The 22,440-nt window shown below is 67.2% G+C and carries 26 protein-coding genes; 14 read left to right on the forward strand and 12 right to left on the reverse strand.

Going from position 1 to position 22,440, the window contains the following annotated elements; translation table 11 throughout:
- Positions 1–173 precede the first annotated feature (173 nt).
- Together SR870_RS18580 and SR870_RS18585 are read left to right on the forward strand one after the other, a co-directional pair.
- Entirely contained in the window at positions 174–899 is a 726-nt protein-coding gene (locus SR870_RS18580; protein WP_322515000.1) for a GyrI-like domain-containing protein, read from the forward strand.
- Positions 896–1,609, forward strand: a complete 714-nt coding sequence (locus SR870_RS18585; RefSeq protein WP_322515001.1) for an SIMPL domain-containing protein — start codon at positions 896–898, stop codon at positions 1,607–1,609. Before SR870_RS18580 ends, SR870_RS18585 begins: the two co-directional genes overlap by 4 nt.
- 42 nt (positions 1,610–1,651) lie before the next feature.
- On the opposite strand, the gene SR870_RS18590 is transcribed toward SR870_RS18585, so the two are convergent.
- The 3 genes from SR870_RS18590 to SR870_RS18600 are packed head-to-tail and all read right to left on the reverse strand — an operon-like array spanning position 1,652 to position 3,371.
- Positions 1,652–2,713 carry an MBL fold metallo-hydrolase gene (locus tag SR870_RS18590; RefSeq protein WP_322515002.1) on the reverse strand — a complete coding sequence of 354 codons (1,062 nt, stop codon included), beginning with the start codon at positions 2,711–2,713 and terminating at the stop codon, positions 1,652–1,654.
- A gap of 4 nt (positions 2,714–2,717) precedes the next feature.
- Positions 2,718–3,113: a type II toxin-antitoxin system VapC family toxin gene (locus SR870_RS18595; RefSeq protein WP_322515003.1), complete on the reverse strand. Its 396-nt coding sequence runs from the start codon at positions 3,111–3,113 to the stop codon at positions 2,718–2,720.
- Positions 3,114–3,122: 9 nt separating this feature from the next.
- Entirely contained in the window at positions 3,123–3,371 is a 249-nt protein-coding gene (locus SR870_RS18600; RefSeq protein ID WP_322515004.1) for a type II toxin-antitoxin system prevent-host-death family antitoxin, read from the reverse strand.
- A gap of 266 nt (positions 3,372–3,637) precedes the next feature.
- Between SR870_RS18600 and ffh the strand changes: the two genes are divergently transcribed.
- The 6 genes from ffh to leuC all read left to right on the forward strand — a co-directional run bounded on the left by ffh (position 3,638) and on the right by leuC (position 9,532).
- Positions 3,638–5,194, forward strand: a complete 1,557-nt coding sequence (gene ffh, locus SR870_RS18605) for a signal recognition particle protein (RefSeq protein ID WP_322515005.1) — start codon at positions 3,638–3,640, stop codon at positions 5,192–5,194.
- A gap of 160 nt (positions 5,195–5,354) precedes the next feature.
- On the forward strand, positions 5,355–5,687 hold the full coding sequence (gene rpsP / locus SR870_RS18610) for a 30S ribosomal protein S16 (RefSeq protein ID WP_238735966.1): 333 nt from the start codon (positions 5,355–5,357) through the stop codon (positions 5,685–5,687).
- Between the two features lie 6 nt (positions 5,688–5,693).
- The gene (gene rimM / locus SR870_RS18615; protein WP_322515006.1) at positions 5,694–6,242 is read left to right on the forward strand and encodes a ribosome maturation factor RimM; all 549 of its coding nucleotides are present in this window, start codon (positions 5,694–5,696) and stop codon (positions 6,240–6,242) included.
- Between the two features lie 148 nt (positions 6,243–6,390).
- Positions 6,391–7,149 carry a tRNA (guanosine(37)-N1)-methyltransferase TrmD gene (trmD, locus tag SR870_RS18620; RefSeq protein ID WP_322515007.1) on the forward strand — a complete coding sequence of 253 codons (759 nt, stop codon included), beginning with the start codon at positions 6,391–6,393 and terminating at the stop codon, positions 7,147–7,149.
- Positions 7,150–7,261: 112 nt separating this feature from the next.
- Positions 7,262–7,657: a 50S ribosomal protein L19 gene (gene rplS, locus SR870_RS18625; protein ID WP_011439250.1), complete on the forward strand. Its 396-nt coding sequence runs from the start codon at positions 7,262–7,264 to the stop codon at positions 7,655–7,657.
- A 462-nt stretch (positions 7,658–8,119) separates the two neighbouring features.
- The gene (gene leuC, locus SR870_RS18630; RefSeq protein WP_322515008.1) at positions 8,120–9,532 is read left to right on the forward strand and encodes a 3-isopropylmalate dehydratase large subunit; all 1,413 of its coding nucleotides are present in this window, start codon (positions 8,120–8,122) and stop codon (positions 9,530–9,532) included.
- Positions 9,533–9,748: 216 nt separating this feature from the next.
- On the opposite strand, the gene SR870_RS18635 is transcribed toward leuC, so the two are convergent.
- From SR870_RS18635 to SR870_RS18650, 4 genes are all read right to left on the reverse strand, one after another.
- Positions 9,749–10,444, reverse strand: a complete 696-nt coding sequence (locus SR870_RS18635) for a hypothetical protein (protein WP_322515009.1) — start codon at positions 10,442–10,444, stop codon at positions 9,749–9,751.
- Between the two features lie 164 nt (positions 10,445–10,608).
- Entirely contained in the window at positions 10,609–10,947 is a 339-nt protein-coding gene (locus SR870_RS18640) for a hypothetical protein (protein ID WP_322515010.1), read from the reverse strand.
- Between the two features lie 135 nt (positions 10,948–11,082).
- Positions 11,083–11,361: a hypothetical protein gene (locus SR870_RS18645; RefSeq protein ID WP_322515011.1), complete on the reverse strand. Its 279-nt coding sequence runs from the start codon at positions 11,359–11,361 to the stop codon at positions 11,083–11,085.
- A gap of 268 nt (positions 11,362–11,629) precedes the next feature.
- Positions 11,630–11,962 (reverse strand): hypothetical protein, encoded by a 333-nt coding sequence (locus tag SR870_RS18650; RefSeq protein ID WP_322515012.1) that lies wholly within the window; start codon positions 11,960–11,962, stop codon positions 11,630–11,632.
- A gap of 115 nt (positions 11,963–12,077) precedes the next feature.
- Here SR870_RS18650 and SR870_RS18655 point away from each other — a divergent pair, with 115 nt between their 5' ends.
- Both SR870_RS18655 and leuD read left to right on the forward strand, forming a co-directional pair.
- Positions 12,078–12,479 (forward strand): metallopeptidase family protein, encoded by a 402-nt coding sequence (locus SR870_RS18655; RefSeq protein ID WP_322515013.1) that lies wholly within the window; start codon positions 12,078–12,080, stop codon positions 12,477–12,479.
- Positions 12,480–12,707: 228 nt separating this feature from the next.
- A complete protein-coding gene (gene leuD, locus SR870_RS18660; RefSeq protein WP_322515014.1) occupies positions 12,708–13,313 on the forward strand; it encodes a 3-isopropylmalate dehydratase small subunit in 606 nt (201 codons plus the stop codon).
- 316 nt (positions 13,314–13,629) lie between these two features.
- Here the strand turns inward: leuD and SR870_RS18665 are convergent, their stop codons facing one another.
- A complete protein-coding gene (locus tag SR870_RS18665) occupies positions 13,630–14,508 on the reverse strand; it encodes a CoA ester lyase (RefSeq protein WP_322515015.1) in 879 nt (292 codons plus the stop codon).
- Positions 14,509–14,691: 183 nt separating this feature from the next.
- Between SR870_RS18665 and SR870_RS18670 the strand changes: the two genes are divergently transcribed.
- A complete protein-coding gene (locus tag SR870_RS18670; protein WP_322515016.1) occupies positions 14,692–15,336 on the forward strand; it encodes a carbonic anhydrase in 645 nt (214 codons plus the stop codon).
- Between the two features lie 131 nt (positions 15,337–15,467).
- Here SR870_RS18670 and SR870_RS18675 read toward each other — a convergent pair whose 3' ends face one another.
- Positions 15,468–16,025, reverse strand: coding sequence for a TIGR00645 family protein (locus tag SR870_RS18675; protein WP_322515017.1), 558 nt, complete (start codon positions 16,023–16,025; stop codon positions 15,468–15,470).
- A gap of 232 nt (positions 16,026–16,257) precedes the next feature.
- Positions 16,258–17,292, reverse strand: a complete 1,035-nt coding sequence (locus tag SR870_RS18680) for an aspartate-semialdehyde dehydrogenase (protein ID WP_322515018.1) — start codon at positions 17,290–17,292, stop codon at positions 16,258–16,260.
- Between the two features lie 157 nt (positions 17,293–17,449).
- On the opposite strand from SR870_RS18680, the gene SR870_RS18685 reads away from it, so the two are divergent.
- Positions 17,450–18,253 carry a hypothetical protein gene (locus tag SR870_RS18685; protein ID WP_322515019.1) on the forward strand — a complete coding sequence of 268 codons (804 nt, stop codon included), beginning with the start codon at positions 17,450–17,452 and terminating at the stop codon, positions 18,251–18,253.
- 163 nt (positions 18,254–18,416) lie between these two features.
- Positions 18,417–18,812: a hypothetical protein gene (locus tag SR870_RS18690; protein ID WP_322515020.1), complete on the forward strand. Its 396-nt coding sequence runs from the start codon at positions 18,417–18,419 to the stop codon at positions 18,810–18,812.
- Positions 18,813–18,977: 165 nt separating this feature from the next.
- Here the strand turns inward: SR870_RS18690 and leuB are convergent, their stop codons facing one another.
- Positions 18,978–20,090, reverse strand: coding sequence for a 3-isopropylmalate dehydrogenase (leuB, locus tag SR870_RS18695; protein ID WP_322515021.1), 1,113 nt, complete (start codon positions 20,088–20,090; stop codon positions 18,978–18,980).
- A gap of 224 nt (positions 20,091–20,314) precedes the next feature.
- Between leuB and SR870_RS18700 the strand changes: the two genes are divergently transcribed.
- Positions 20,315–21,508, forward strand: a complete 1,194-nt coding sequence (locus SR870_RS18700) for a YbfB/YjiJ family MFS transporter (protein WP_322515022.1) — start codon at positions 20,315–20,317, stop codon at positions 21,506–21,508.
- Between the two features lie 150 nt (positions 21,509–21,658).
- On the opposite strand, the gene SR870_RS18705 is transcribed toward SR870_RS18700, so the two are convergent.
- Positions 21,659–22,438, reverse strand: coding sequence for a molybdopterin-dependent oxidoreductase (locus tag SR870_RS18705; protein WP_322515023.1), 780 nt, complete (start codon positions 22,436–22,438; stop codon positions 21,659–21,661).
- Positions 22,439–22,440: the final 2 nt, after the last annotated feature.

The raw sequence follows: 22,440 nt of genomic DNA on the forward strand, positions 1-22,440 counted from the left end.
GTTTTGGCCAGTCCGGCGGCGCGCGTCGGCGGACCGCCACAGTCAGGCCACACGCCGATCGCAAGGGACGAAGGCGGCCGCCGGATGTTATGAAGGATGCCGGGATCGCGATCCGCCGGGCGTCGAGGATCGCAGGGACACGTCCATCCGCTCGCGGCCAGGGAGACATTGGAATGAACCGCCCCCGCTTGTTTCACTCCGCCGGGCTCGGGCTGGTGTCGGCCGCGGCGCTGATGCTGGGCCTGGCCGGCGCGTCGGCGCAGACCGAGATCAAACCCGCCGATCCGGTGCCGCCGCCGGCCGCAACGGCGCCCGCGCCCGAAGCCGCGCCGGCCCCCGCGACGCCTGCGCCTGCGCCGACCGCGACCGAAACTCCGGCGACGCCGCCCCCTGCGGCCGAGACGCCCGCCGTGCCGCCGGTGTCGAAAGTGCAGAGCGCCGATCCGTTCGGCGAGGAGATCACGCTGGAGCCGAAGACCGCGGTGATCCTGAAGGGCAAGGCCAATTGGGACAATGCGTTCGAGAGCCTGATCGAGGCGTTCAAGTCAGTCACGGCGCTGCTGGCGAAAGAGGGCATCAAGCCGAACGGCAATCCGATGATCGTCTACACCTCGACCGACGACACCGGCTTCACCTTCCAGGCCGAGATCCCGGTGCCCGAGGCGCCGAAGACTCTCGGCAAGTCGATGAGCATGGGCACCACGCCCGACGGCAAGGCGCTGAAATTCGTCCACCGCGGCTCCTACGACAACATGGACAACACCTACGAGGCGATCACCAACCACCTCGACGAGAAGAAGCTCGAGGCCAAGGACACCTTCGTCGAGGAATACACCACCGATCCGCTGACCACCGCGGAAGACAAGCTCGTGATCAACGTCTATGTGCCGATGAAATGACGATGCAGTTCAACACATTCTCCGCCGTCGCCGTGACCCTCGCCGTGCTCGGCGCCGCGCCAGCGCTGGCCCAATCCGCGCCGCCCTCGCCGCCGCCTGCGATCACCGTGACCGGCGAAGCGCAGAAATCGGTCGCGCCGGACATCGCGCAGATCGAGGCCGGCGTCTCCAACATGGCGAAGACCGCCCGCGCCGCCGCCGAGGCCAACAACGTCGCGATGGGCAAGGTGCTGCTCGAACTGAAGAACGCCGGCGTCGACGGCAAGGACGCCCAGACCTCGCGGCTGTCGATCCAGCCGCAATATGCGTCGAACCGCTCGGGGCCGAGCGAGATCAACGGCTATCTCGCCTCCAACCTCGTCACCGTGCGGGTGCGCGACGTCGCGCGGGTGGCCGGGCTGGTCGATACGCTGGTGACCGCCGGCGCCAACGAGATCCGCGGCATCGGCTTCCGCGTCGCCGATCCGTCGAAGCTGCTCGACGACGTCCGCGCCGAGGCGATCGCCGACGCCCGCCGTAAGGCCGAGGTCTATGCGCGCGCCGCCGGCGTGACGCTGGGCGCGCCGCTGCTGATCACGGAGGACACCCAGCAGGGCGTTGCGCCGATGCGCAAGATGATGGCGACGCGATCCGACGCCGCGCCGGTCGCGCCCGGCGAGGAAACGCTGGGCGTCAACGTGACGGTGAGCTGGGCCATCAAGGCGCCGTAGTCGCCTACTGCCTTCTCCCACGAGGGGAGAGGCTGATGCCCCTCAGACCTCGAACACCTGCCCCGGCTTCAGAACCGGAAAACGTTCGCGCGGCACGGCGGCGGCGTCGAGCGCCGCGTAGAGATCGTTCTCCGGCGCGTCGATCGCCTCGTCGGTGAGCTGGAAGGTGCCGTGATGGTTGGCCAGTGCCTGCTCGGCGCCGCAATCCGCCAGCGCCATCACGGCGTCCGCCGGATTCATGTGCTGGTCCTTCATGAACCAGCGCGGCGCGTAGGCGCCGATCGGCAGGATCGCCAGCCGCAGCGGCGCGTGCGCGTCGCGGACATTGCGGAAGTGCCTGCCGTCGCCATAGCCTGAATCGCAGACGACGTAGATCCTGCCGGCCGGCGTCTCCAGCACGAACGACGCCCACAGCGCGCGATTGCGGTCGAACGGGCCGCGCGCGGTCCAGTGCCGGGTCGGCACCAGCGTCACCGCCACACCCTCGCCGAGCTCGACGCGGTCGCGCCAGTCATAGGCCTCGGCGCGGATCGCGCTGTCGTGCGAAGCCATCGTCAGATCGTTGCCGAGCGGCGTGATCACCCGCGGCGCATCACGGCCGGCGAGCCGCGACAGCGTCGCCAGGTCGAGGTGGTCGTAATGGCCGTGCGACACCAGCACGATGTCGATCTTCGGCAGTTTCTCGAACGCGATGCCCGGATCGTTGTGGCGCTTGGGGCCGGCGAAGCTGACCGGCGACACCCGCTGCGACCACACCGGGTCGATCAGGATATTGAGCCCGCCGGTCTGGATCAGCCAGCTCGCATGACCGACGTAACTCAGCCGCGCCTTGTCGCCGCCGACGCGCGGCGGCGGGGTGTCGGCGAACGGGCTCGGCGCCCAATCCGGCCATGGCGCGGGCTTGGTGGTGAAGCGCCAGCGCAGCACGTCGAGCCACCCCTTCGGCGGCGCGCTGTCGCGATCGAAGAAGCGCTCACCGTCGAAATGATCGGTGATCGGGCCTTTGTAGGAGGTCATGCGGGAAACCCAGAGCGAGGACAGACCGGCGGTCGCCGCAAGGCCGGCCACCATCGCCAACAACCCCCTGCGTGAGATCGGGTTCATCGGCTCATGCGATCAGCGCGACGCCTTCGGCGGTCGCCGCCCGGGCCAGCGCGGCGTCGAGCGTCGCCAGCTCGATCCGCTCGCGCTGCGCCAGTTCGAGATAGGCGGCGTCGTAGAAGGTCAGGCGATGGCGCTGAGCCAGATCAAAGAGGGCATCCGAAGATGGAAGGCGGTCGATCGTTATGGCCGCGCGATTGATGCGATTCAGCACGCGCTTGATCTGCTGATTGTCGATGCGGCCTCGCCTTGATCCGACCAAGACGGCGTTCCGGAGTTCGAACCAGAACAGCGCGGGTGCAACGGCGGTAGCGCCGCCTTCAAGGCGTGCGAAAGCGGCATCCGCGACAGGTTCATCCTCATCGTCGAAACAATAGGCCGCCGCGACGGAAGCATCGATCACGAAGCGCACTTAGAACCGACGACCTTCGTCACGCCAGGCAATGATCTCTTCGGCAGTTGCCGGCCCGGACTTCTTGCGCAGTTCTTTCAGTTCTTCGATGGCCCGCCGAGCATCCTCCCGACGGCTCTCGTCGAACGGCGGCGCGAGTTCGAACGACCTTGCCCCATCTCGGCTGATCGTCACCGTCTCGCCGCGCTCGACCTCGTCGAGCAGCTCCGCGATGTTGGCGCGCGCATCCGCCAGGCTGACGTGCTTCATGACCTTCGACCTTTGTTAAGTCACCGATATATAGCCGTTTTCCGTCCGCCCGGCAGTCCCGTCGAAAGCGCCAAATGCCGCAATTCTTGACTTCGGCACGGCGTCGCGTCTAGATGCCGGCGAAATCTCGGAAAGTTTTCTTTTCGATCCGCCGACCGGTCCTCGAGACCGGAGGTCAACGCCCGACAGCGCGATGCGCCCTCGGGCGCCATAAGTGTTTGCTTCTGTAGGCCTTTCACCGGAAGGCCGTCGCTGGAACTGGGCCGATGTTCGACAATCTGTCGGAAAAGCTGGGTGGGATTCTCGATCGGCTGACCGGGCGCGGGTCGCTGAGCGAGGCCGATGTCGACGCGGCGATGCGCGAGATCCGCCGCGCGCTGCTCGAGGCCGACGTCGCGCTCGAAGTGGTGCGCTCGTTCACCGAGAAGGTCCGCGAGCAGGCGGTCGGCGCCACCGTCGTCAAGTCGGTCAAGCCCGGCCAGATGGTGGTCAAGATCGTCAATGACGAGCTGATCGCCATGCTGGGCTCCGACAGCCAGGCGATCGACCTCAATGCCGTCGCCCCGGTGCCGATCATGATGGTCGGCCTGCAGGGCTCGGGCAAGACCACCACTACCGCCAAGCTGGCGCGCCGGATGACGAGCCGCGACAAGCGCAAGGTGCTGATGGCGTCGCTCGACGTCTATCGCCCGGCCGCGATGGAGCAGCTCGCGGTGCTCGGCCGCGATCTGCAAATCGACACGCTGCCGATCGTCACCGGCCAGAAGCCGCCGGATATCGCGCGGCGCGCGATGGAGGCCGGCCGGCTCGGCGGCTACGACGTGGTGCTGCTCGACACCGCCGGCCGCACCACGCTCGACGAAGACATGATGTCCGAAGCGGCCGAGATCAAAGCCGCCGCCAATCCGCACGAAGTGCTGCTGGTCGCCGACAGCTTGACCGGCCAGGATGCGGTCAATCTGGCGCGCGCCTTCGACGAGCGCGTCGGCCTCACCGGCATCGTGCTGACGCGTATCGATGGTGACGGCCGTGGCGGCGCGGCGCTGTCGATGCGCGCCGTCACCGGCAAGCCGATCAAGCTGATGGGCACCGGCGAAAAGACCGATGCGCTCGAAGACTTCCATCCGAGCCGGATCGCCGGCCGCATCCTCGGCATGGGCGACGTCGTCTCGCTGGTCGAGAAGGCCGCCTCGACGCTCGACGCCGAGAAGGCCGCCGCTGCCGTCGAGAAGATGCGCAAGGGCAAGTTCGATCTCGCCGACATGCGCGAACAGCTCGAGCAGATGACCAAGATGGGCGGCCTCGGCGGGCTGATGGGGATGATGCCCGGCATCTCCAAGATGAAGAACCAGATCGCCGCCTCGGGCGTCGACGACAAGATCCTCAAGCGCCAGGTCGCGATCATCGATTCGATGACCCGCGAGGAGCGCAAGAACCCCGACATCCTCAAGGCCAGCCGCAAAAAGCGCATCGCAGCCGGCGCCGGCATCAAGGTCGAGGACGTCAACAAGCTGCTGAAAATGCATCGGAACATGGCCGACATGATGAAGGCCGTGGGCCGCGGCAAGGGCGGCCCGATGGCCGGCCTGGCGCAGGCGATGGGTTTCGGCGGCGGGCTGCCCACCGCCGAGCAGCTCAAGGCGATGCAGGACAAGATGCAGCAGGGCGGCGGCGAGCTGCCCGGCGGTCTGCCCGAACTGCCGAAGGACCTGCCCGCGAGCCTGCGCACCGGCCTGCCGAAACTGCCGGGCCTGACGGGCCTCAGCGGCAAGCCGACGCTGCCCGGCCTCGGCTCCTTCCCGGGCTTCGGGAAGAAGAAATGAGCGCCTTGCTCGCCCTCTCGGTCATTCCGGGGCGCCGCGCAGCGGCGAACCCGGAATCTCTCTCACAGAACACCTCGGGATTCCGGGTTCGCGCTTCGCGCGCCCCGGAATGACGGGCTGATTAGCAACACACACCGAACCCCCACCTAGGAGATCCGCAATGTCCGTCGTCATCCGCCTCGCGCGCGCTGGTACCAAGAAGCGCCCGTTCTATCACGTCGTCGTCGCCGATTCGCGCTTCCCGCGCGACGGCCGCTTCATCGAGCGGCTCGGTTACTTCAATCCGCTGATGGCCAAGGACAACGAGGCGCGCCTCAAGCTCGACCTCGACAAGGTCAAGGACTGGCTCGCCAAGGGCGCGCAGCCGTCGGATCGCGTCGCCCGCTTCCTCGACGTCACCGGCGTCAAGAAGCGCGAAGCCCGCAACAACCCGGAAAAGGCGGTGCCGCGCAAGGAGCGCAAGGCCGCCGCCGAAGCCGCCGCCAAGAAGTAAGCGCGGATGCCGTCCGGGCCGATTTCCGTCGCCCGGCAAGTCTGCGTCGCGCGAATCGGCGCGCCGCACGGCGTGCGCGGCGCGATGCGGCTGTGGAGCTTCACCGCCGATCCGCTGGCGGTCGGCGATTACGGCCCGCTGTCTACCAAGGACGGCGCGCGGTCGTTCGAGATCGCCACCGCGCGCGCCGCCAAGGATCATCTGGTGGTGACGCTGAAGGGCGTCACCACGCGCGACGAGGCGGTGCGCCTCAACGGCCTCGAACTGTATGTGCCGCGCGACGCCCTGCCGCCGACCGAAGACGACGAGTACTACCACGCCGACCTGATCGGCCTGCCGGCGATCACGACGTCCGGCGAGCCGCTCGGCCGCGTGCTGGCGATCCACAATTTCGGTGCCGGCGACATCATCGAGATTGCGCCGCCGTCCGGGCCGACGCTGCTGCTGCCGTTCACCAACGCGGTGGTGCCGACCGTCGACCTCGCCGCCGGGCAGGTGATCATCGAACTGCCCGCCGAGATCGAAGGCGACACGCCGAACCATCCGGAGGCGTGAGGCGCGGGGCGGCATTGTTTCGCGCACGCGTCGCAACACTTATGATCGTCATCGCCGGGCTTGACCCGGCGATCCATCTTCTCGCGAAGGCGATGGATGCCCGGATCAAGTCCGGGCATGACGTCCGAATTCGCTGCACGGCCTACGCATGACCTGGCGCGCCACTGTCCTCACGCTGTTTCCGGCGATGTTTCCCGGCCCGCTCGGCGTCAGCCTGGCGGGGCGGGCGCTGGCGTCCGGGGTTTGGGCGCTGGAGGCGCGCGACATCCGGGACTCGGCCACTGACCGGCACCGCAGCGTCGACGACACCCCGGCCGGCGGCGGGCCCGGCATGGTGCTGCGCGCCGACGTGCTGGCGGCGGCGATCGATGCAGCCGATCCTGTGCCGGGCCGGCCCCGGCTGGTGATGAGCCCGCGCGGTCGGCCATTGACCCAGGCGCGGGTCGCCGAGCTTGCCGCCGGGCCCGGCCCGCTGATCGTCTGCGGCCGGTTCGAGGGCATCGACCAGCGCGTGATCGACGCCCGCGGCCTCGAGGAGGTTTCGATCGGCGACTATGTGCTGTCCGGCGGCGAGATCGCAGCATTCGCGCTGATCGATGCCTGCGTCCGGCTGCTGCCGGGAGTGATGGGCAAGCTCGATTCCTCGACCGAGGAGAGTTTTTCCGCCGGATTGCTGGAATATCCGCAATACACCCGACCGCAGATCTTCGAGGGCCGGCCGATCCCCGAGACGCTGATTTCGGGCGACCATGCCAAGGTTGGCGCCTGGCGGCAGGCCGAGGCCGAGGCGCTGACGCGGGCGCGCCGGCCGGATCTTTGGGGCGCAAGATCGGTGTCGCGACCCGCCGCAAACGCCCCGGCAAAAGGCGAATCGCAAAAAACGCCAAAAGACAAGACGGACGGGTGACAAACCCCCAGGATTGCCGTATAGCACCGGCAAATCCGTGCAATGGCAGGACAGTGATCTTCGCGCAGCCCGCGCCGGGATGGTCGGGCGCGCCGCCGATGGAGAATGACCGATGAACCTCATCCAGACGCTCGAAAAAGAGCAGTTCGACAAGCTGTCCGCCGGCAAGACGATTCCGGAATTCGGCCCCGGCGACACCGTCATCGTCAACGTCAAGGTTGTCGAAGGCGAGCGCTCGCGCGTGCAGGCCTATGAGGGCGTCTGCATCGGCCGCTCCGGCGGCGGCATCAACGAGAGCTTCACCGTCCGCAAGATCTCCTACGGCGAGGGCGTCGAGCGCGTGTTCCCGCTGCTGTCCCCGATGATCGACTCGATCAAGGTGGTGCGCCGCGGCAAGGTGCGTCGCGCCAAGCTGTATTACCTGCGCAACCTGCGCGGCAAGTCGGCCCGCATCGTCGAGAAGAAGCAGGACCGCCCGGCCAAGGTCGCCGCCGGCGCCGCCGAGTAGTCTTCCGGCATATCGATTTGGTTGCGAAAGCGCGGGTTCTGCCCGCGCTTTTTCGTTGGTGTCAGTCCCTGCTTGTGTCCCGGGCACGATGCAGCGTTTCACGCTGCTTCGCAGACCCGGGACCCGGTTGCTTTCGCCACGTCCAAAACCGGGGCCCCGGATCTGCAGCGCACCACGCCGCAGGAAAGAGCGGCGCGCTGCGCTGCGTCCGGGGCACGCGATTGCGAACGCAATGACATAGTCGCAGCGTTGTCGGCTCGCCGCTTCGTGCTATATGGATGGAATGTTTCCAGATCGCCCCGCACGCATCGTGCTCGATGACCGCAGCCGCCTGCCATGGCGGTTCTTCGGGCGGCTGACCACGGCTGCGCTCACGGCCTGAGCGTTCCGGTTTCGCGCGGTTGTTCCGCGAGACGCATTCCGCTTTCAAGCATCAACTCATCCGGTCCGAGGACTGACACCATGTCCGCTGCAAAACCCACCACGCTGTACGACAAGATCTGGAACGACCATCTGGTGCACGAGGCCGACGACGGCACCTGCCTGCTCTACATCGACCGCCATCTGGTGCACGAAGTGACCAGCCCGCAGGCGTTCGAGGGGCTGCGCACCGCCGGCCGCAAGGTGCATTCGCCGGAGAAGACGCTGGCGGTGGTCGATCACAACGTGCCGACCACCGATCGCTCCAAGCCCAATCCGGACCCGGAGAGCGCCGAGCAGATCGCCGCTTTGGCCGAGAACGCCCGCGACTTCGGCGTCACCTACTACAACGAGTTCGACAAGCGGCAGGGCGTGGTCCACGTCATCGGCCCGGAGCAGGGTTTCACGCTGCCCGGCACCACCATCGTCTGCGGCGACAGCCACACCTCGACCCATGGCGCGTTCGGCGCGCTGGCGCATGGCATCGGCACCTCCGAGGTCGAGCACGTGCTGGCGACCCAGACGCTGATCCAGAAGAAGGCCAAGAACATGCGTGTGACCGTCGACGGCGATCTGCCGGACGGCGTCACCGCCAAGGACATCATCCTGGCGATCATCGGCGAGATCGGCACCGCGGGCGGCACCGGCTACGTGCTGGAATATGCCGGTGACGCGATCCGCGCGTTGTCGATGGAAGGCCGCATGACGGTCTGCAACATGTCGATCGAAGGCGGCGCGCGAGCCGGCCTGATCGCGCCGGACGAGAAGGCCTATGCTTACTTGAAGGGTCGCCCGATGGCGCCGACCGGCGCCAATTGGGACGCCGCGATGCGCTATTGGGACACGCTGCGCTCCGACGAGGGCGCGCATTTCGACCATGAACTCAAGCTCGACGCCGCTGCCTTGCCGCCGATCGTGACCTGGGGGACGTCGCCCGAAGACGTGATCTCGGTCACCGGAAAGGTGCCGAACCCGGCCGACATCGCCGATGAAGCCAAGCGGCTGTCGAAGGAGCGGGCGCTCGCCTATATGGGCCTGACGCCGGGGACGAAGATCACCGACATCAAGATCGACCGGATGTTCATCGGCTCCTGCACCAACGGCCGGATCGAGGATCTGCGCGCCGCCGCCAAGGTCGCCGAGGGCAAGACCGTCAACGCCAACGTCAACGCCATCATCGTGCCGGGCTCCGGCCTGGTGAAGGAACAGGCCGAGGCCGAAGGGCTCGACAAGATCTTCGTCAAGGCCGGCTTCGAATGGCGCGAGCCGGGCTGCTCGATGTGCCTGGCGATGAACCCCGACAAGCTCGCGCCCGAAGAGCGCTGCGCCTCGACCTCGAATCGCAATTTCGAAGGCCGCCAGGGCTTCAAGGGCCGCACCCATCTGGTGTCGCCCGCGATGGCGGCGGCGGCGGCGATCGCCGGTCACTTCGTCGACATCCGCGACTGGCGCTGAGCGCCGCCTTGCCGGCCTAAGTACCAACGTCATTGCCGGGCTCGACCCGCCTGCGCGGCCGAAGCCGCTTCGGCGCGGCGAAGGCCCGGCAATCCATCTTCAGAAGAGCGATGGACCGCCGGATCAAGTCCGGCGGTGACGGTCGGAGCGATGATGGGATGAATCACGACAGGCGCCCCTCGGGCGCCTGTTTCGGTTTCAGCCTCTCGCAGCGACCTACCAATACGTCCGCCACACGCGGTGGTGGCGATAGTGGGGCCGCCATGGCCGCAATTTGCAGACGCGACGCGGGCCGTAAGAGGTGTAGACGATGCGGCAGAACCGGCGCGGGCCATAATAGCGCGGGCCGTAGTATACGGGCGCGTAGTAGCGCGGTCCGTAATAGCCGTAGACGCGCGGGCGGACGTAGTGCCGGCGGAAGCCGTAATGTGGCCGATAGCCATAGTGACGCGGACCGAAGTGACGCGGACCGAAATGGCGGTGGCCGACGAAGCGCGGGCCGCCGTGGAACTGGCGCTGATGAAACACCGGTCCGCGCCCGATGTGACCGCCGCCGCGATAACCGCCGCCGTGGAATGCCGGGCGGAAACCGCCGCCGCGAAACCCGCCGCCATGATGAATTCCGCCGCCGCGGAAGCCTCCGCCGCCACGAAACCCGCCGCCGCCATGGAAGCCTCCGCCGCCACGGTGGCCGCCGCCGATCTGACCGACCACCGGAATCGGGGTCTCGGTCGCGACCTTGCTGGTGTTGGCGGTGGCCGGGCTCGCCGGCGACAGCGCCTGCGCGCGCGGCGCGGCGGCGATCGAGAAGGCCAGAGCCGCGACGGTTGCGACCGCGATCGAGCCGATCCGGCTCAGCAGTGTCGTCCGATCGGAACGGTGTGGTGTGAGGACCCTCGCATGCGCAGTCATCGGCGCTCCCCCGGCGCCGTCACGCGGCGCGTTGACGAATTGGCTGTGTTGCTCCCATGCGCAGGCTAGGAGGCGCAAACTGAACGCGCCATGAATAGCGTCCCATGAATAGCGTCGCCGCAGCGCCTGCGCGCAGCATCGATGCGCCGATCAGGCCGTCGCGCTTACCACGACGGCTGAAAGCCGTAGCCGCCGAATCCGAACGGAAAAAATGGTGCGATCCCGTACGGCCGATAGTGATACGGCCGTGCGTAGTAGCGTGGCGCGTAGTCATGCGGCCGCGGCCCCCAGCGATGCCGGCGATGCGCATATCGCCGCGCCTGGCGATGCGCGTGCGCGCGGCCGCGATGCCGCGAGCTGAACTCGGTCGCCGGCACGGCGTTCGCAGGCATCGCCTCGCCGGCCTGTGCCGCGCGCGATCCGCCCACCGCCGATGCCTGCGCCGCCGCCGGCATCACGCCGAGCACGACCGCAACGATCGTTGCTCCCATCCAGCTTCGCATCGCATCATCCTCCGGCGCGGACCGGCCGCACGGTCGTGATGTTAGCGCGACGCGCGCGATCGCGACAGGCCGAAACCAAAACAGGCCCGAAAACGGGCCTGTTTGCTGAACAATGCGTTCAGATTTGCGCGGCGATCAACGCCAGTTGCGGCGATAATGGTGGCGCGGCGCGTAGTGCCGGTGCGGGCGGTGCATGTGGCGGCGGTAGGCGCGATGGTGCCGATAGCGGGGATGATGCCGATAGCCGCGGTGATGGCGATACTGTACCTCGGTGGCTTCCGGAATCACGTCGCGCTGAACCGTGGTGGCGAGTCCGGCGCTCGACATCGGCGCGGCCTGCGCGCGATCGGCCGGTGCGGCGATCAGCAGCAATCCCGCGATGGCGGCGAGACCGGAGAGTTTCAGAATGTTCATCGATGAGTCTTCCTTGGTTCGAGATGCGCTTCGTCCAGCGTGATGCGGTTGGTCGTCGATCACCGCAAAGCGACTGGCGTCGCTTGTGATCATGCTGAGGCGCGCGACGTGAATGCGGAGTGAATGCAGCCCGCGCGAATGAATGCGCATCATGTCGCAGTGGTTCCTGCGACGGTGCATTTTTGCTGCGCGTGGCGCGCGACAAATTCGAAGTCGGTCCGGCGCGACTCTCGGCGAGCTCGATGATTCGTGGAGCCTAGCGCGCGGCTCAGCCGCGGCGCCAGAAGCAGTTCATCCGCGGCGTGATCACGGTTCCGCTCGGGCGATACTCCTGCACATAGGTCGCGGTGCATTCGCGCACGGCGTTGCGGCCGGGAAAATAGCGCGGGTAGACGTCGTCGCTCGGGGCCACGCGCGGATAGATCCGCAGCCGTCGCGGCGGACGCCGCTCCTGCGCCGACACATCGGTCAGGGGCGCGGCGGCGGACGGCCTCGCCTGCATCGAGGTCTGCGCCTGCGCCGGTTCCGCCGTCTGCAGCAGCAGCGCCGCGGCCAGCCCCGCCGCAGCCAGCCCCAGTGCTTTGGTCATCGCTCGGATCATCGCAACCGCCCCGTCCCAAATCCTCGCCGGCAAAGTCCCCGATCGGCGCCCCGCCGTCAACCGCAGCAATCTGCCGCCTTTGCCGAACGCCGCGCCATCCCCTACAACGCGATCCATGTGGATCACCGCCAAGGCGCCCTCGCTCGCCGAGTTCGAGGAGATGGCGCAAGAGACGTTCGGCAAACTCCCCGAGGAGTTCCGCGCCCTGTGCGAAGGCGTGATCATCCGCGTCGACGATTTCCCGACCGACGAGGTGATGGAGGAGCTCGGCGCCCAGACCGAGTTCGACCTGCTCGGCCTGTTCCAGGGTATCGGCCTGCCGCAGCGCTCCAGCCAGGACATCGCCCCGATGCCCAACATGATCTGGCTGTACCGCCGGCCGATCCTGGATTACTGGTCCGAGAACGACGAGACGCTGGGCCACATCGTCAGCCACGTCCTGATCCACGAAATCGGCCACCATTTCGGCCTGTCCGACGACGACATGGAAGCGATCGAGGCGCAGGTGGCGGACTGAGCCCGGCTTCACGCACCTTCCGGTCGCCGGGCCAAGCCCTCATGGTGAGGAGCGCGAAGCGCGTCTCGAACCATGAGGTGCCCTGCGCATCCTTCGAGACGCGGCCAAGCGGCCGCTCCTCAGGATGAGGGCCGTGCCGGCGGAAACGGCTTGGAGGCTCCCGAAAGAATCGCCTTGGAACGCCGGGCCGGGCCGGCTAAAACCCCGCCTCAATCTGGGAAAATCGCCATGGACAAGTTCACCACGCTGGAAGGCGTCGCGGCGCCGCTGAAGATCATCAATGTCGACACCGACATGATCATCCCCAAGCAGTACCTGAAGACCATCAAGCGCACCGGCCTCGGCAAGGGCCTGTTCTCGGAACAGCGCTACAACGACGACGGCAGCGAGAACCCGGACTTCATCCTCAACAAGCCGGCCTATCGCAGCGCCAAGATCCTGGTCGCCGGCGACAATTTCGGCTGCGGCTCGAGCCGCGAGCACGCCCCCTGGGCGCTGTTGGATTTCGGCATCCGCTGCGTGATCTCGACCTCGTTCGGCGACATCTTCTACAACAACTGCTTCAAGAACGGCGTGCTGCCGATCCGCGTCTCGCAGGACGATCTCGACAAGCTGTTCGACGACGCCGAGCGCGGCTCGAACGCCACCGTCACCATCGACCTGCCGGCGCAGGAGATCCGCGGCCCGGACGGCGGCACGGTGAAATTCGAGATCGACCCGTTCCGCAAGCACTGCCTGATCAATGGCCTCGACGACATCGGGCTGACGCTCGAAAAGAAGGCCTCGATCGACAGCTACGAAGACAAGCTGAAGACCGAACGCGCCTGGGCTTAGTTCTTAACCTCTCCCCGCGCGCGGGGAGAGGTCGACCGGCGGAGCGCAGCGAAGCCGGTCGGGTGAGGGGGCGCCTCTACGCGGCCGAGAGACTCAATGCCCGCGTCGCCCCTCACCCCAACCCTCCCCCCGCAAGAGCGGGGCGAGGGGGCAGCCTGCGGCTGTTGCGACGCCCGAGCCTTCCACGCCCCAACGCCGTCATTCCGGGGCGCCGCACAGCGGCGAACCCGGAATCCAGACGTTCGGGGCACCTCGCAGGACACTTCGGGATTCCGGGTTCGCGAGCTTCGCTCGCGCCCCGGAATGACGATTGCTGTTACCGCCCCGCCAGTTCGATCGCGTCGGCGATCGCGATGGTCTTCCTGGCGATCTCGGCATGCAGGCGCTCGACCATGCGGCCGTCGAGCTGGATGGCGCCGCGGCCCTTGTTCTCCGGGCGCTCGAAGGCGGCCAGGATGGCGCGGGCCTGCGCCACGTCCTCTGCCGGCGGCGTGAAGGTGGCGTTGCAGGCGTCGATCTGGCCGGGATGGATCAGCGTCTTGCCGTCGAAGCCGAGGTCGCGCGCCTGGGCGCATTCCTGGGCGAAGCCGTCGACATTGGCGATGTCGCTGTAGGGGCCGTCGAGCACGACCAGGCCGTGGACCCGCGCGGCGAGAACGCAGTGGGTGATCATCGGGATCATCGTGGGGCGGCCCGGCAGCATCCGGATGCCGGTCTCGCGCGAAATGTCGTTGGGCCCGAACACGAAGCCGGCCAGCCGCATCTCGGAATCGTGGCTCTGCGCCGCCAGCTCCTCGGCGTGCAGCACGCCGCGCGCGGTCTCGATCATGATCCAGACCCGGATCGCCATGTCGGCGTTGAGGTCGCTGAGCCGGTCGGCGATCGCCGTCAGATCCTGCACGCTCGACACCTTCGGCACCAGGATGCCGTCCGGCTTGACCTTGGCGGCCATCGCGATGTCGTCGAGCCACCAGGGCGAATCCAGCGCGTTGATCCGCACCAGCACCTCGCGGTGGCCGTAACCCTTGGCGGCGACCGCGGCGGCGATCTGGTCGCGCGCGGTGGCCTTGGCGTCCGGCGCCACCGCGTCCTCGAGGTCGAGGATCAGGCCGTCGGCGGGCAAAAGGCGCGCCTTCTCCAGCGCCCGCGCATTCGACCCGGGCATGAACAACAGGCTGCGGCGCGGTCGGATCATCGGTCTGTCCCCATCAGTGCCCGGAAAACGATGGCGATATCATTTCGGCCCGCGCGCCGGAAGACTTGTTCGCGACCGCATCCTGTGATTATGCGGGCAGGATCAGGCGCGCGCGTATCCTGGTCGCAGATCCGGTTCCGCTCGAATACGCGACACACTCGTCCCCCAGGAGGTACCGCGCCGATGACATCGTTTCCGAAATCCCTGATCGCGGGCTACGAAGCGTTCCGGACGCAGCGGCTGCCGACCGAGCAGAGCCGCTACCGCGAGCTCTCGGAGCGCGGTCAATCGCCGGAAGTGATGGTGATCGGCTGCTGCGATTCGCGGGTCTCGCCCGAGGTGATCTTCGACGCCGGCCCGGGCGAGATGTTCGTGGTCCGCAACGTCGCCAATCTGGTGCCGGTGTACGAGCCCGACGGCGGCGCCCACGGCGTTTCCGCTGCGCTGGAATTCGCCGTGCAGGTGCTCAAGGTCAAGCACATCGTGGTGCTCGGCCACGCCCAGTGCGGCGGCATCAAGGCCTTCACCGACAAGACCCCGCCGCTGACCGAGAGCGACTTCATCGGCCGCTGGATGTCGATGTTCGTCAAGCCCGGCGAAGTGGTGGAGCAGCGCGACCACGAGAGTCAGCAGGATTTCCGTACCCGGATCGAAAAGGCCGCGGTGCATCGCAGCCTCGAAAACCTGATGACCTTCCCGTGCATCAAGATCCAGGTCGAGCGCGGCAAGATCCAGTTGCACGGCGCCTATTTCGGCGTCGCCGCCGGCGATCTGTTCGTGCTCGATCCCGACAGCAAGGAATTCCGCCCCGCCGTCCCGCGCGGGTGAGGCACGCACGCCGCCCCGGCCGTAGGGTGGCGCTGAGCGGAGCGAAGCCCACGCGGGACGATGCGACGAACACAGACGCTCGCGTGCGCACGGCGCTTCGCGCCTCTTGCCCACCCTACTGACACTGCCCGCTAATGCCCGGCCTTGTCGTCGCCGCCGTGGCCGCCCCAGCGGTCGGACAGCGCCATCACCAGGGTCGAGACCACGAACACCAGATGGATGCCGATCAGCCAGCCGAGCTTGGTGCTGTCATAGCCGGCGTCGAGATTCATGAACGCCTTCAGCACCTGGATCGCCGAGATCGCCACGATCGAGGCGAGTAGTTTCTGTTTCAGCCCGGCGAAGTCGACCTTGGTCATCCACTCCGGCCAGTCCGGATGATCGCGCGGATCGATCTTGGAGACGAAGTTCTCGTAGCCGGAGAACACCACGATCAGCACCAGGTTGCCGGTCAGCGACACGTCGATCAGGCTGAGCACGCCGAGGATGATGTCGGATTCCTTGGCGAGGGTGGCGTGCAGGATCAGTTCGCCGAGCAGCACCACGAATTTATACAGCAGCACCAGCAGGCTGAGCACGAGGCCGAAATAGAACGGCGCCATCAGCCAGCGGCTGTTGAACAGCACGGTCTCGAAACCGCGCTCGATGCGTTTGGTAGTGGAGATCGGCGGATCGGGTTTGTCGGTCATGATGCGGCCGGGGGCAATGAAGCTGCACCAGCCTAGCGCGGCGGCGCGCTCGCGTCAGTACCGTTGCGCACCGTGAATGCAAATGGCCGGGGACGAGCCCCGGCCATTGCAAGATCTGTAGGATGCAAGATCTGTACGGTGGGCAAAGGCGCGAAGCGCCGTGCCCATGCGTCACATTGCCCGATCGTGCGTGGGCACGCGCTACGCGCTTTGCCCACCCGACCAAGTCGAACTACGCCGCTTTCTGCTTCGCGGTGATCAGCTTGCGGTTGATCAGCACTTCGGCGATCTGGATCGCGTTCAGCGCCGCGCCCTTGCGCAGGTTGTCGGAGACGCACCACAGCACCAGGCCGTTGTCGACGGTCGGGTCGGTGCGGATGCGGCTGATATAGGTCGCGTCCTCGCCGGCGGCTTCATACGGCGTGACGTAGCCACCCGGCTCCTGCTTGTCGATCACCAGGCAGCCCGGCGCGCTGCGCAGGATGTCGCGGGCCTCGTCGGCGGAGATCGGGTTCTCGAACTCGATATTGACCGCCTCGGAATGGCCGACGAACACCGGCACCCGCACGCAGGTGGCGGACAGCTTGATGGCGGGATCGAGAATCTTCTTGGTCTCGACCATCATCTTCCACTCTTCCTTGGTGTAGCCGTCCTCCATGAACACGTCGATCTCGGGGATCACGTTGAAGGCGATCCGCTTCGGGAATTTCTTATTGATCAGTTCCTGGTTGGTGTAGACGGCCTTGGTCTGCGAGAACAGTTCGTCCATGCCCTCTTTGCCGGCGCCCGACACCGACTGATAGGTCGACACCACCACGCGGGTGATCTTGGCGTGATCGTGCAGCGGCTTCAGCGCCACCACGAGCTGCGCGGTCGAGCAGTTCGGATTGGCGATGATGTTCTTCTTGGTGAATCCCGCGGCGGCCGCGGCGTTCACTTCGGGCACGATCAGCGGCACGTCCGGATCCATCCGCCACGCGCTCGAATTGTCGATCACCACCGCGCCCTGGGCGCCGATCTTGGGCGACCATTCCTTCGACACGGCGCCGCCGGCCGACATCAGGCAGATGTCGATGTCGCTGAAATCGTAGTGCTCCAGCGCCTTGCATTTCAGGGTCCTGTCGCCGTAGCTGACCTCGACGCCGATCGAGCGGCGCGACGCCAGCGCCACCACCTCGTCCGCCGGGAACTTGCGTTCGTCCAGAATGGCGAGCATTTCGCGCCCGACATTGCCGGTCGCACCCACTACCGCGACTTTGTAACCCATCGTTCACTCTCCGAAGGAATTTGCTCCGCCGCGGCACGCCGCAGCAAGGAGAAGTCAGCGCTTCTATGCGAGAAACGCCGCTGACACAACTTGATACCTGCCCGCGCTTTTCTCCGTAATTTCCATCCTTCCGCGAGTGGTGCCCGGAGCCTTGCCGATGCGATCGAATCCGGCCCTCCGGGCCGCGTCTCCCCAGGACCGGATCCATCCGGCCCTGCGCAGCTTCGCCGACGAATGCCGCGAAACCGTGATGCGCATCCTGGCCTATGTGGGCGCGCTGGCGCTGATCGGGCTGATCATCTTCACCGCCGCCAATCCGCTGACCGACGCCGCGATCAGTGCCGCCACCACGCCCGGCGACCGGCCGGCCTGGAGCGTGGCGACGCACTCGCATCCCGCTTTCGCCGTCAGCCAGATCGACCTGCCCGGCGCCGTCGCGAGCACCGAAATCCTCCGGCATCCGGATGGCGGCCGCAAGGACGTCCTGCGCTGGGCCGCCCCCGGGCAGGCGCCGGCCGTCGAGATCGAGCTGTACCGGCTCGGCGACGAGGCGCACGGCGTGCCGGACGCGGCCGCCGACCTTGCCGCCCGGATCGGTGCGGAGCGCGCCGAGAGCGCGCAGCCGGCCGGCCTGATCGACAGCAAGTTCGGGCCGGTGACGCTGTTCGATCTCGCCGGGCCATCGACCCGCTGCCTCGGCTTCTTCAGGCGGATCGACGACGCGGCGCTGCGCATCTCCGGCTGGACCTGCCAGGGCGACAGCCTGCCGCAGCGGCGCGCCGCGGCCGCCTGCATGCTGGACCGGCTGGTGCTGCTGACCGCCGGCGGCGATGCGGCTTTGGCCGACACCTTCGCCCACGCCGAATTGCGCCGGCAGGGCTGCACTCCGGCGCCCGGGCAGGCGGCCCGTGCCGACTGGGTGTTCGGCGCGCAGAATCCGCGTCTCCGCGGCGCATTCTGACAGCGAATCGCACGCGTCGTTTAACCGTTGGATTCCATGCAACATTCCGGCAAGCCCGGAATTGCATATTTGCGCTCGGTGTGGCCGGATTGACCTTGTGGCGCGGCCCCGCTGGCGGCTAGAAAGAGGCGTAATTCGCAATGCGCCTGCCGATGAGGACCCGATGACCCTGAAATTCCCAGCCGTCAAAACCTGCGCCAAGACCTGCGCGAAGGCGTTTGCGGTGCTGCTCGCGACGGTGGCCGTGGTGGCGATCGGCGTCGAATCGGCGGACGCGCAGCAGTCGAAGCGCTACCGCAGCAACGACCAGGTCCGCTACGGCGATCGCGGTCCGAACGTGTCGTATCAGTCCGGCCCGCGCACCCGCGTCTACATCACCAAGCGCTCCTGGCTCGACGCCGGCACCGAAGTGCTGCCGGGCGATCGCAAATTCTCCGATTACGCCTTCCCGCCCGGCACCTCGTTCGCCCGGCAGAACGGCCAGCGCCCGCTCGACCGCCAGCCGCTCAACCCGGCCTCCGACCTCGGCGGCTACCCGGAGCGCTTCCCGCTGTATTGAGCGGCGCGAACGTCCACCGATACGAAAATGCCCGGCTCAGCCGGGCATTTTTTATGGGTCTGCGCCGTAGGGTGGGCAAAGCCGCGAAGCGGCGTGCCCACGTAGTCGGCCTTCGCGTGGGCACGCTTCGCTTTGCCCACCCTACAAAGGGGATCGCCGCACGGCTCAGCCGTGCAGCGCCTGCATCTCCTGGACGATGGCTTCGCCCATCTGGCTGGTCGACACCACGGTCGAGCCTTCGCTCTTGATGTCGGCGGTGCGCAGGCCGCGGGCCAGCACCACGGCGATGGCTTCGTCGAGCTTGTCGGCGAGTTCGCCCATGTCGAGCGAATAGCGCAGCGCCATGCCGAACGAGGCCAGCATCGCCACCGGATTGGCCATGCCCTTGCCGGCGATGTCCGGGGCCGAGCCGTGCACCGGCTCGTACATCGCCTTGCGCTTGCCGGTGGTGTCGTCGACCGCGCCGAGCGAGGCCGACGGCAGCATGCCGAGCGAGCCGGTCAGCATCGCGGCGATGTCGGAGAGCATGTCGCCGAACAGATTGTCGGTGACGATGACGTCGAACTGCTTCGGCCATTTGACGAGATTCATGCCGCCGGAATCGGCGAGCTGGTGCTCGAGCGTCACGTCCTTGTATTCGCGCTGGTGCACCTGGGTGATGACCTCGTTCCAGAGCACGCCCGTCTTCATGACGTTGCGCTTCTCCATCGAGGTGACCTTGTTGCGACGCTTGCGGGCGAGGTCGAAGGCGACGCGGCCGATCCGCTCGATCTCGTAGGTGTCGTAGACCTGGGTGTCGATCGCGCGCTTCTGGCCGTTGCCGAGATCGGTGATGGTCTTCGGCTCGCCGAAATACACCCCGCCGGTGAGCTCGCGGACGATCATGATGTCGAGCCCCTCGACCACTTCGGGCTTCAGGCTGGAGGCTTCGGCCAGCGCCGGGTAGCACACCGCAGGACGCAGATTGGCGAACAGCGCCAGATCCTTGCGCAGCCGCAGCAGGCCGGCCTCGGGGCGCGCGTCATACGGCACCGCATCCCATTTCGGGCCGCCGACCGCGCCGAAGATCACCGCGTCGGAGGCCTGCGCCAGCGCCATCGTGGCGTCGGTGATCGCGACCTTGTCGGCATCATAGGCGGCGCCGCCGACCAGGCCGTGCTCGGTGGCGAAGCTGGCGATGCCGGCCTTGTCGAGCCAGTCGATCAGCCTCGACACCTCGGCCATCACTTCGGTGCCGATACCGTCGCCGGGAAGAAGCAGCAGTTTATGCGTCGCCATGATTGGAGCCTCGATCTCATTGGGGCTCGTCATTGCCGGGCTTGACCCGGCAATCCAGCGTCTTGCGAAGATGATGGATGCCCGGGTCAGGCCCGAGCATGACGGCCGAAAACGGAAAGCGGCCGAGTGCTAAAGCGCCGTTGCGGGCTTGGCAAGACAGTGTTGCTCGGGGCCCGGTTGCCCGAACGGCGAACTCCCTGCCACAATGGCGGCGGGAGAAACGCTTGACCCTGCTCGACCGCTCCGAGGCGCCGCCGGCCCAACCCGCGCGGCTGATCCTGATCCTGTCGCTCGCGCCTACCGTCGGGCTTGGGATCGGCCGTTTCGCCTATTCGCTGCTGCTGCCCGACATGCGCGACAGCCTGCAATGGTCGTATTCGGCCGCCGGCTTCATGAACACGATCAACGCCGCCGGCTATCTGCTCGGCGCGCTGGCCACCTCGCGGCTGGTCCGCCGCTACGGGCTGTCGGCGATCGTCCGCGCCAGCACGCTGGCCTGCGTGGTGTCGCTGGCGCTGTGTGCGCTGTCGGGCAATTTCGTGCTGCTGTCGGCTGCGCGGCTGATCGCCGGGATCGGCGCGGCGCTGGCCTTCGTCGCCGGCGGCGCGCTCGCGACCACGATCGCGCAATCGCAGCCGGCGCGCTCGGCGTTCCTGCTCAGCCTGTTCTATGCCGGCCCCGGCATCGGCATCGTGTCGTCCGGGCTGATCACGCCGTTTCTGCTGCAGGCGGCCGGTCCCGGCTCGTGGTGGATAGGCTGGCTGGTGCTGGCGGCGCTGTCGGCGGCGATGACGCTGCCGCTGCTGCTCGCCCGGCTCGACGGCCACGCCAGCATCGGCAGCGGGTCGGCGGCGAGCTTCACGATCCGGCCGGTGCTGATCTATCTGGTCGGCTACTTCATGTTCGGCGCCGGCTACATCGCCTACATGACCTTCATGATCGCCTATGTGCGCGACGCCGGCGGCGGGGCTGCGGCGCAAAGCGCGTTCTGGTGCCTGATCGGCTGCAGCGCCTTCGTCACGCCCTGGGTGTGGCGGCGGGTGATGTCGCTCGATCGCGGTGGGCTGACGACCACGATCATTCTCGGCGTCAACGCGGTCGGCGCGGCGCTGCCGCTGTTCGGACTGTCGACGCCGATGCTGGCGATCTCGGCGCTGGTGTTCGGGGTGTCGTTCTTCGCGGTGGCGGCGTCGACCACGGCCTTCGTCCGCTTCAACTACGCGCAGGCGTCGTGGCCCGGCGCGATCGCGGCGATGACGATTTCGTTCGGCATCGGCCAGACGCTCGGCCCGCTGGTGGTCGGCGCCATCACCGACGCGGTCGGCAGCCTGTCCTCGGCGCTGGCGGTGTCGGCCGCGACGCTGGCGCTCGGCGCGCTGCTGTCGGCATTCCAGCGGCCGCTGCGGCGCGGGAGTTGATCCGAGGGAGTCATTCCGGGGCGCTCGCGGAAGCGAGCGAACCCGGAATCTCGCCGTTCGGGGCACCCGGCGGATCGTTCGCAGAACAGCTCCAGATTCCGGGTTCACGCGCGGTGCGCGTGCCCCGGAATGACGGTGGGGGGCGGGCGGTCAGAGTCCGCTGAACGAATTGTAGCCCTGGTCTTCCCAATAGCCGCCTTTGTAGTCGTTGGTGACTTCCATCGAGACGACGTATTTGGGGTTCTTGAAGCCGAGCTTGGTCGGGATCCGGATCTTCATCGGATAGCCGTAGGCGCGGGGCAGGATCTGGCCGTCATATTTCAGAGTCATCTGGGTCTGCGGATGCAGCGCGGTCGGCATGTCGATCGGCGAGGTGTAGTCGTCGGCACAGCGGAACCAGACGTATTTGGCGCGCGTATCGGCGCCGACCAGTTTGAGGAAGTCGCTCAGCCGCACACCGCTCCAGGAGCCGATCGCGCTCCAGCCTTCGACGCAGATGTGGCGGGTGATCTGGCCGACCTCGGGCAAGGCCGACAACTCCGCGAGCGTCCAGCTCTTCGTGTTGTCGACGAGGCCGGTGACTTCGAGCGCCCATTGCTTGCCGTCGACGTCGGGAGCTTCGTCGAGCGAATAGAAGGCGTTGAACGGAAACGGCCGGGTGATGTCCTTCTCACTGTAGGTCGGCGCCAGCGTGTTCGGGTCGAAGATCGCGGCTTGCACCGAATCGTTAAATTTCGACACTTGCGCCAGCAGGTCTTCCGCCGAGGCGCCGTCGATCACGTCGCAGCCGGTCAGCAGCGTCAGCGCGCCGAGACTGGCGCCGCCGGTGAGGAAGCGGCGGCGAGAGAGATCCGGCATTAGCCGGGTGGCGTCCTTGACCAGCAATTGCTTGTCGACGCCGGGGATCAGCAGCGATTTGATGCGCAACATCG

The organism is Rhodopseudomonas palustris (assembly GCF_034479375.1).
GTDB lineage: Bacteria > Pseudomonadota > Alphaproteobacteria > Rhizobiales > Xanthobacteraceae > Rhodopseudomonas > Rhodopseudomonas palustris_M.

Bases quoted from the DNA above. Each gene is read 5' to 3' on its own strand.
- SR870_RS18580 (WP_322515000.1), top strand. From the start codon at position 174: ATGAACCGCCCCCGCTTGTTTCACTCCGCCGGGCTCGGGCTGGTGTCG.
- SR870_RS18585 (WP_322515001.1), top strand. From the start codon at position 896: ATGACGATGCAGTTCAACACATTCTCCGCCGTCGCCGTGACCCTCGCC.
- SR870_RS18590 (WP_322515002.1), bottom strand. From the start codon at position 2,713: ATGAACCCGATCTCACGCAGGGGGTTGTTGGCGATGGTGGCCGGCCTT.
- SR870_RS18600 (WP_322515004.1), bottom strand. From the start codon at position 3,371: ATGAAGCACGTCAGCCTGGCGGATGCGCGCGCCAACATCGCGGAGCTG.
- ffh (WP_322515005.1), top strand. From the start codon at position 3,638: ATGTTCGACAATCTGTCGGAAAAGCTGGGTGGGATTCTCGATCGGCTG.
- rpsP (WP_238735966.1), top strand. From the start codon at position 5,355: ATGTCCGTCGTCATCCGCCTCGCGCGCGCTGGTACCAAGAAGCGCCCG.
- rimM (WP_322515006.1), top strand. From the start codon at position 5,694: ATGCCGTCCGGGCCGATTTCCGTCGCCCGGCAAGTCTGCGTCGCGCGA.
- trmD (WP_322515007.1), top strand. From the start codon at position 6,391: ATGACCTGGCGCGCCACTGTCCTCACGCTGTTTCCGGCGATGTTTCCC.
- rplS (WP_011439250.1), top strand. From the start codon at position 7,262: ATGAACCTCATCCAGACGCTCGAAAAAGAGCAGTTCGACAAGCTGTCC.
- leuC (WP_322515008.1), top strand. From the start codon at position 8,120: ATGTCCGCTGCAAAACCCACCACGCTGTACGACAAGATCTGGAACGAC.
- SR870_RS18635 (WP_322515009.1), bottom strand. From the start codon at position 10,444: ATGACTGCGCATGCGAGGGTCCTCACACCACACCGTTCCGATCGGACG.
- SR870_RS18640 (WP_322515010.1), bottom strand. From the start codon at position 10,947: ATGCGAAGCTGGATGGGAGCAACGATCGTTGCGGTCGTGCTCGGCGTG.
- SR870_RS18645 (WP_322515011.1), bottom strand. From the start codon at position 11,361: ATGAACATTCTGAAACTCTCCGGTCTCGCCGCCATCGCGGGATTGCTG.
- SR870_RS18650 (WP_322515012.1), bottom strand. From the start codon at position 11,962: ATGATCCGAGCGATGACCAAAGCACTGGGGCTGGCTGCGGCGGGGCTG.
- SR870_RS18655 (WP_322515013.1), top strand. From the start codon at position 12,078: ATGTGGATCACCGCCAAGGCGCCCTCGCTCGCCGAGTTCGAGGAGATG.
- leuD (WP_322515014.1), top strand. From the start codon at position 12,708: ATGGACAAGTTCACCACGCTGGAAGGCGTCGCGGCGCCGCTGAAGATC.
- SR870_RS18665 (WP_322515015.1), bottom strand. From the start codon at position 14,508: ATGATCCGACCGCGCCGCAGCCTGTTGTTCATGCCCGGGTCGAATGCG.
- SR870_RS18670 (WP_322515016.1), top strand. From the start codon at position 14,692: ATGACATCGTTTCCGAAATCCCTGATCGCGGGCTACGAAGCGTTCCGG.
- SR870_RS18675 (WP_322515017.1), bottom strand. From the start codon at position 16,025: ATGACCGACAAACCCGATCCGCCGATCTCCACTACCAAACGCATCGAG.
- SR870_RS18680 (WP_322515018.1), bottom strand. From the start codon at position 17,292: ATGGGTTACAAAGTCGCGGTAGTGGGTGCGACCGGCAATGTCGGGCGC.
- SR870_RS18685 (WP_322515019.1), top strand. From the start codon at position 17,450: ATGCGATCGAATCCGGCCCTCCGGGCCGCGTCTCCCCAGGACCGGATC.
- SR870_RS18690 (WP_322515020.1), top strand. From the start codon at position 18,417: ATGACCCTGAAATTCCCAGCCGTCAAAACCTGCGCCAAGACCTGCGCG.
- leuB (WP_322515021.1), bottom strand. From the start codon at position 20,090: ATGGCGACGCATAAACTGCTGCTTCTTCCCGGCGACGGTATCGGCACC.
- SR870_RS18705 (WP_322515023.1), bottom strand. From the start codon at position 22,438: ATGTTGCGCATCAAATCGCTGCTGATCCCCGGCGTCGACAAGCAATTG.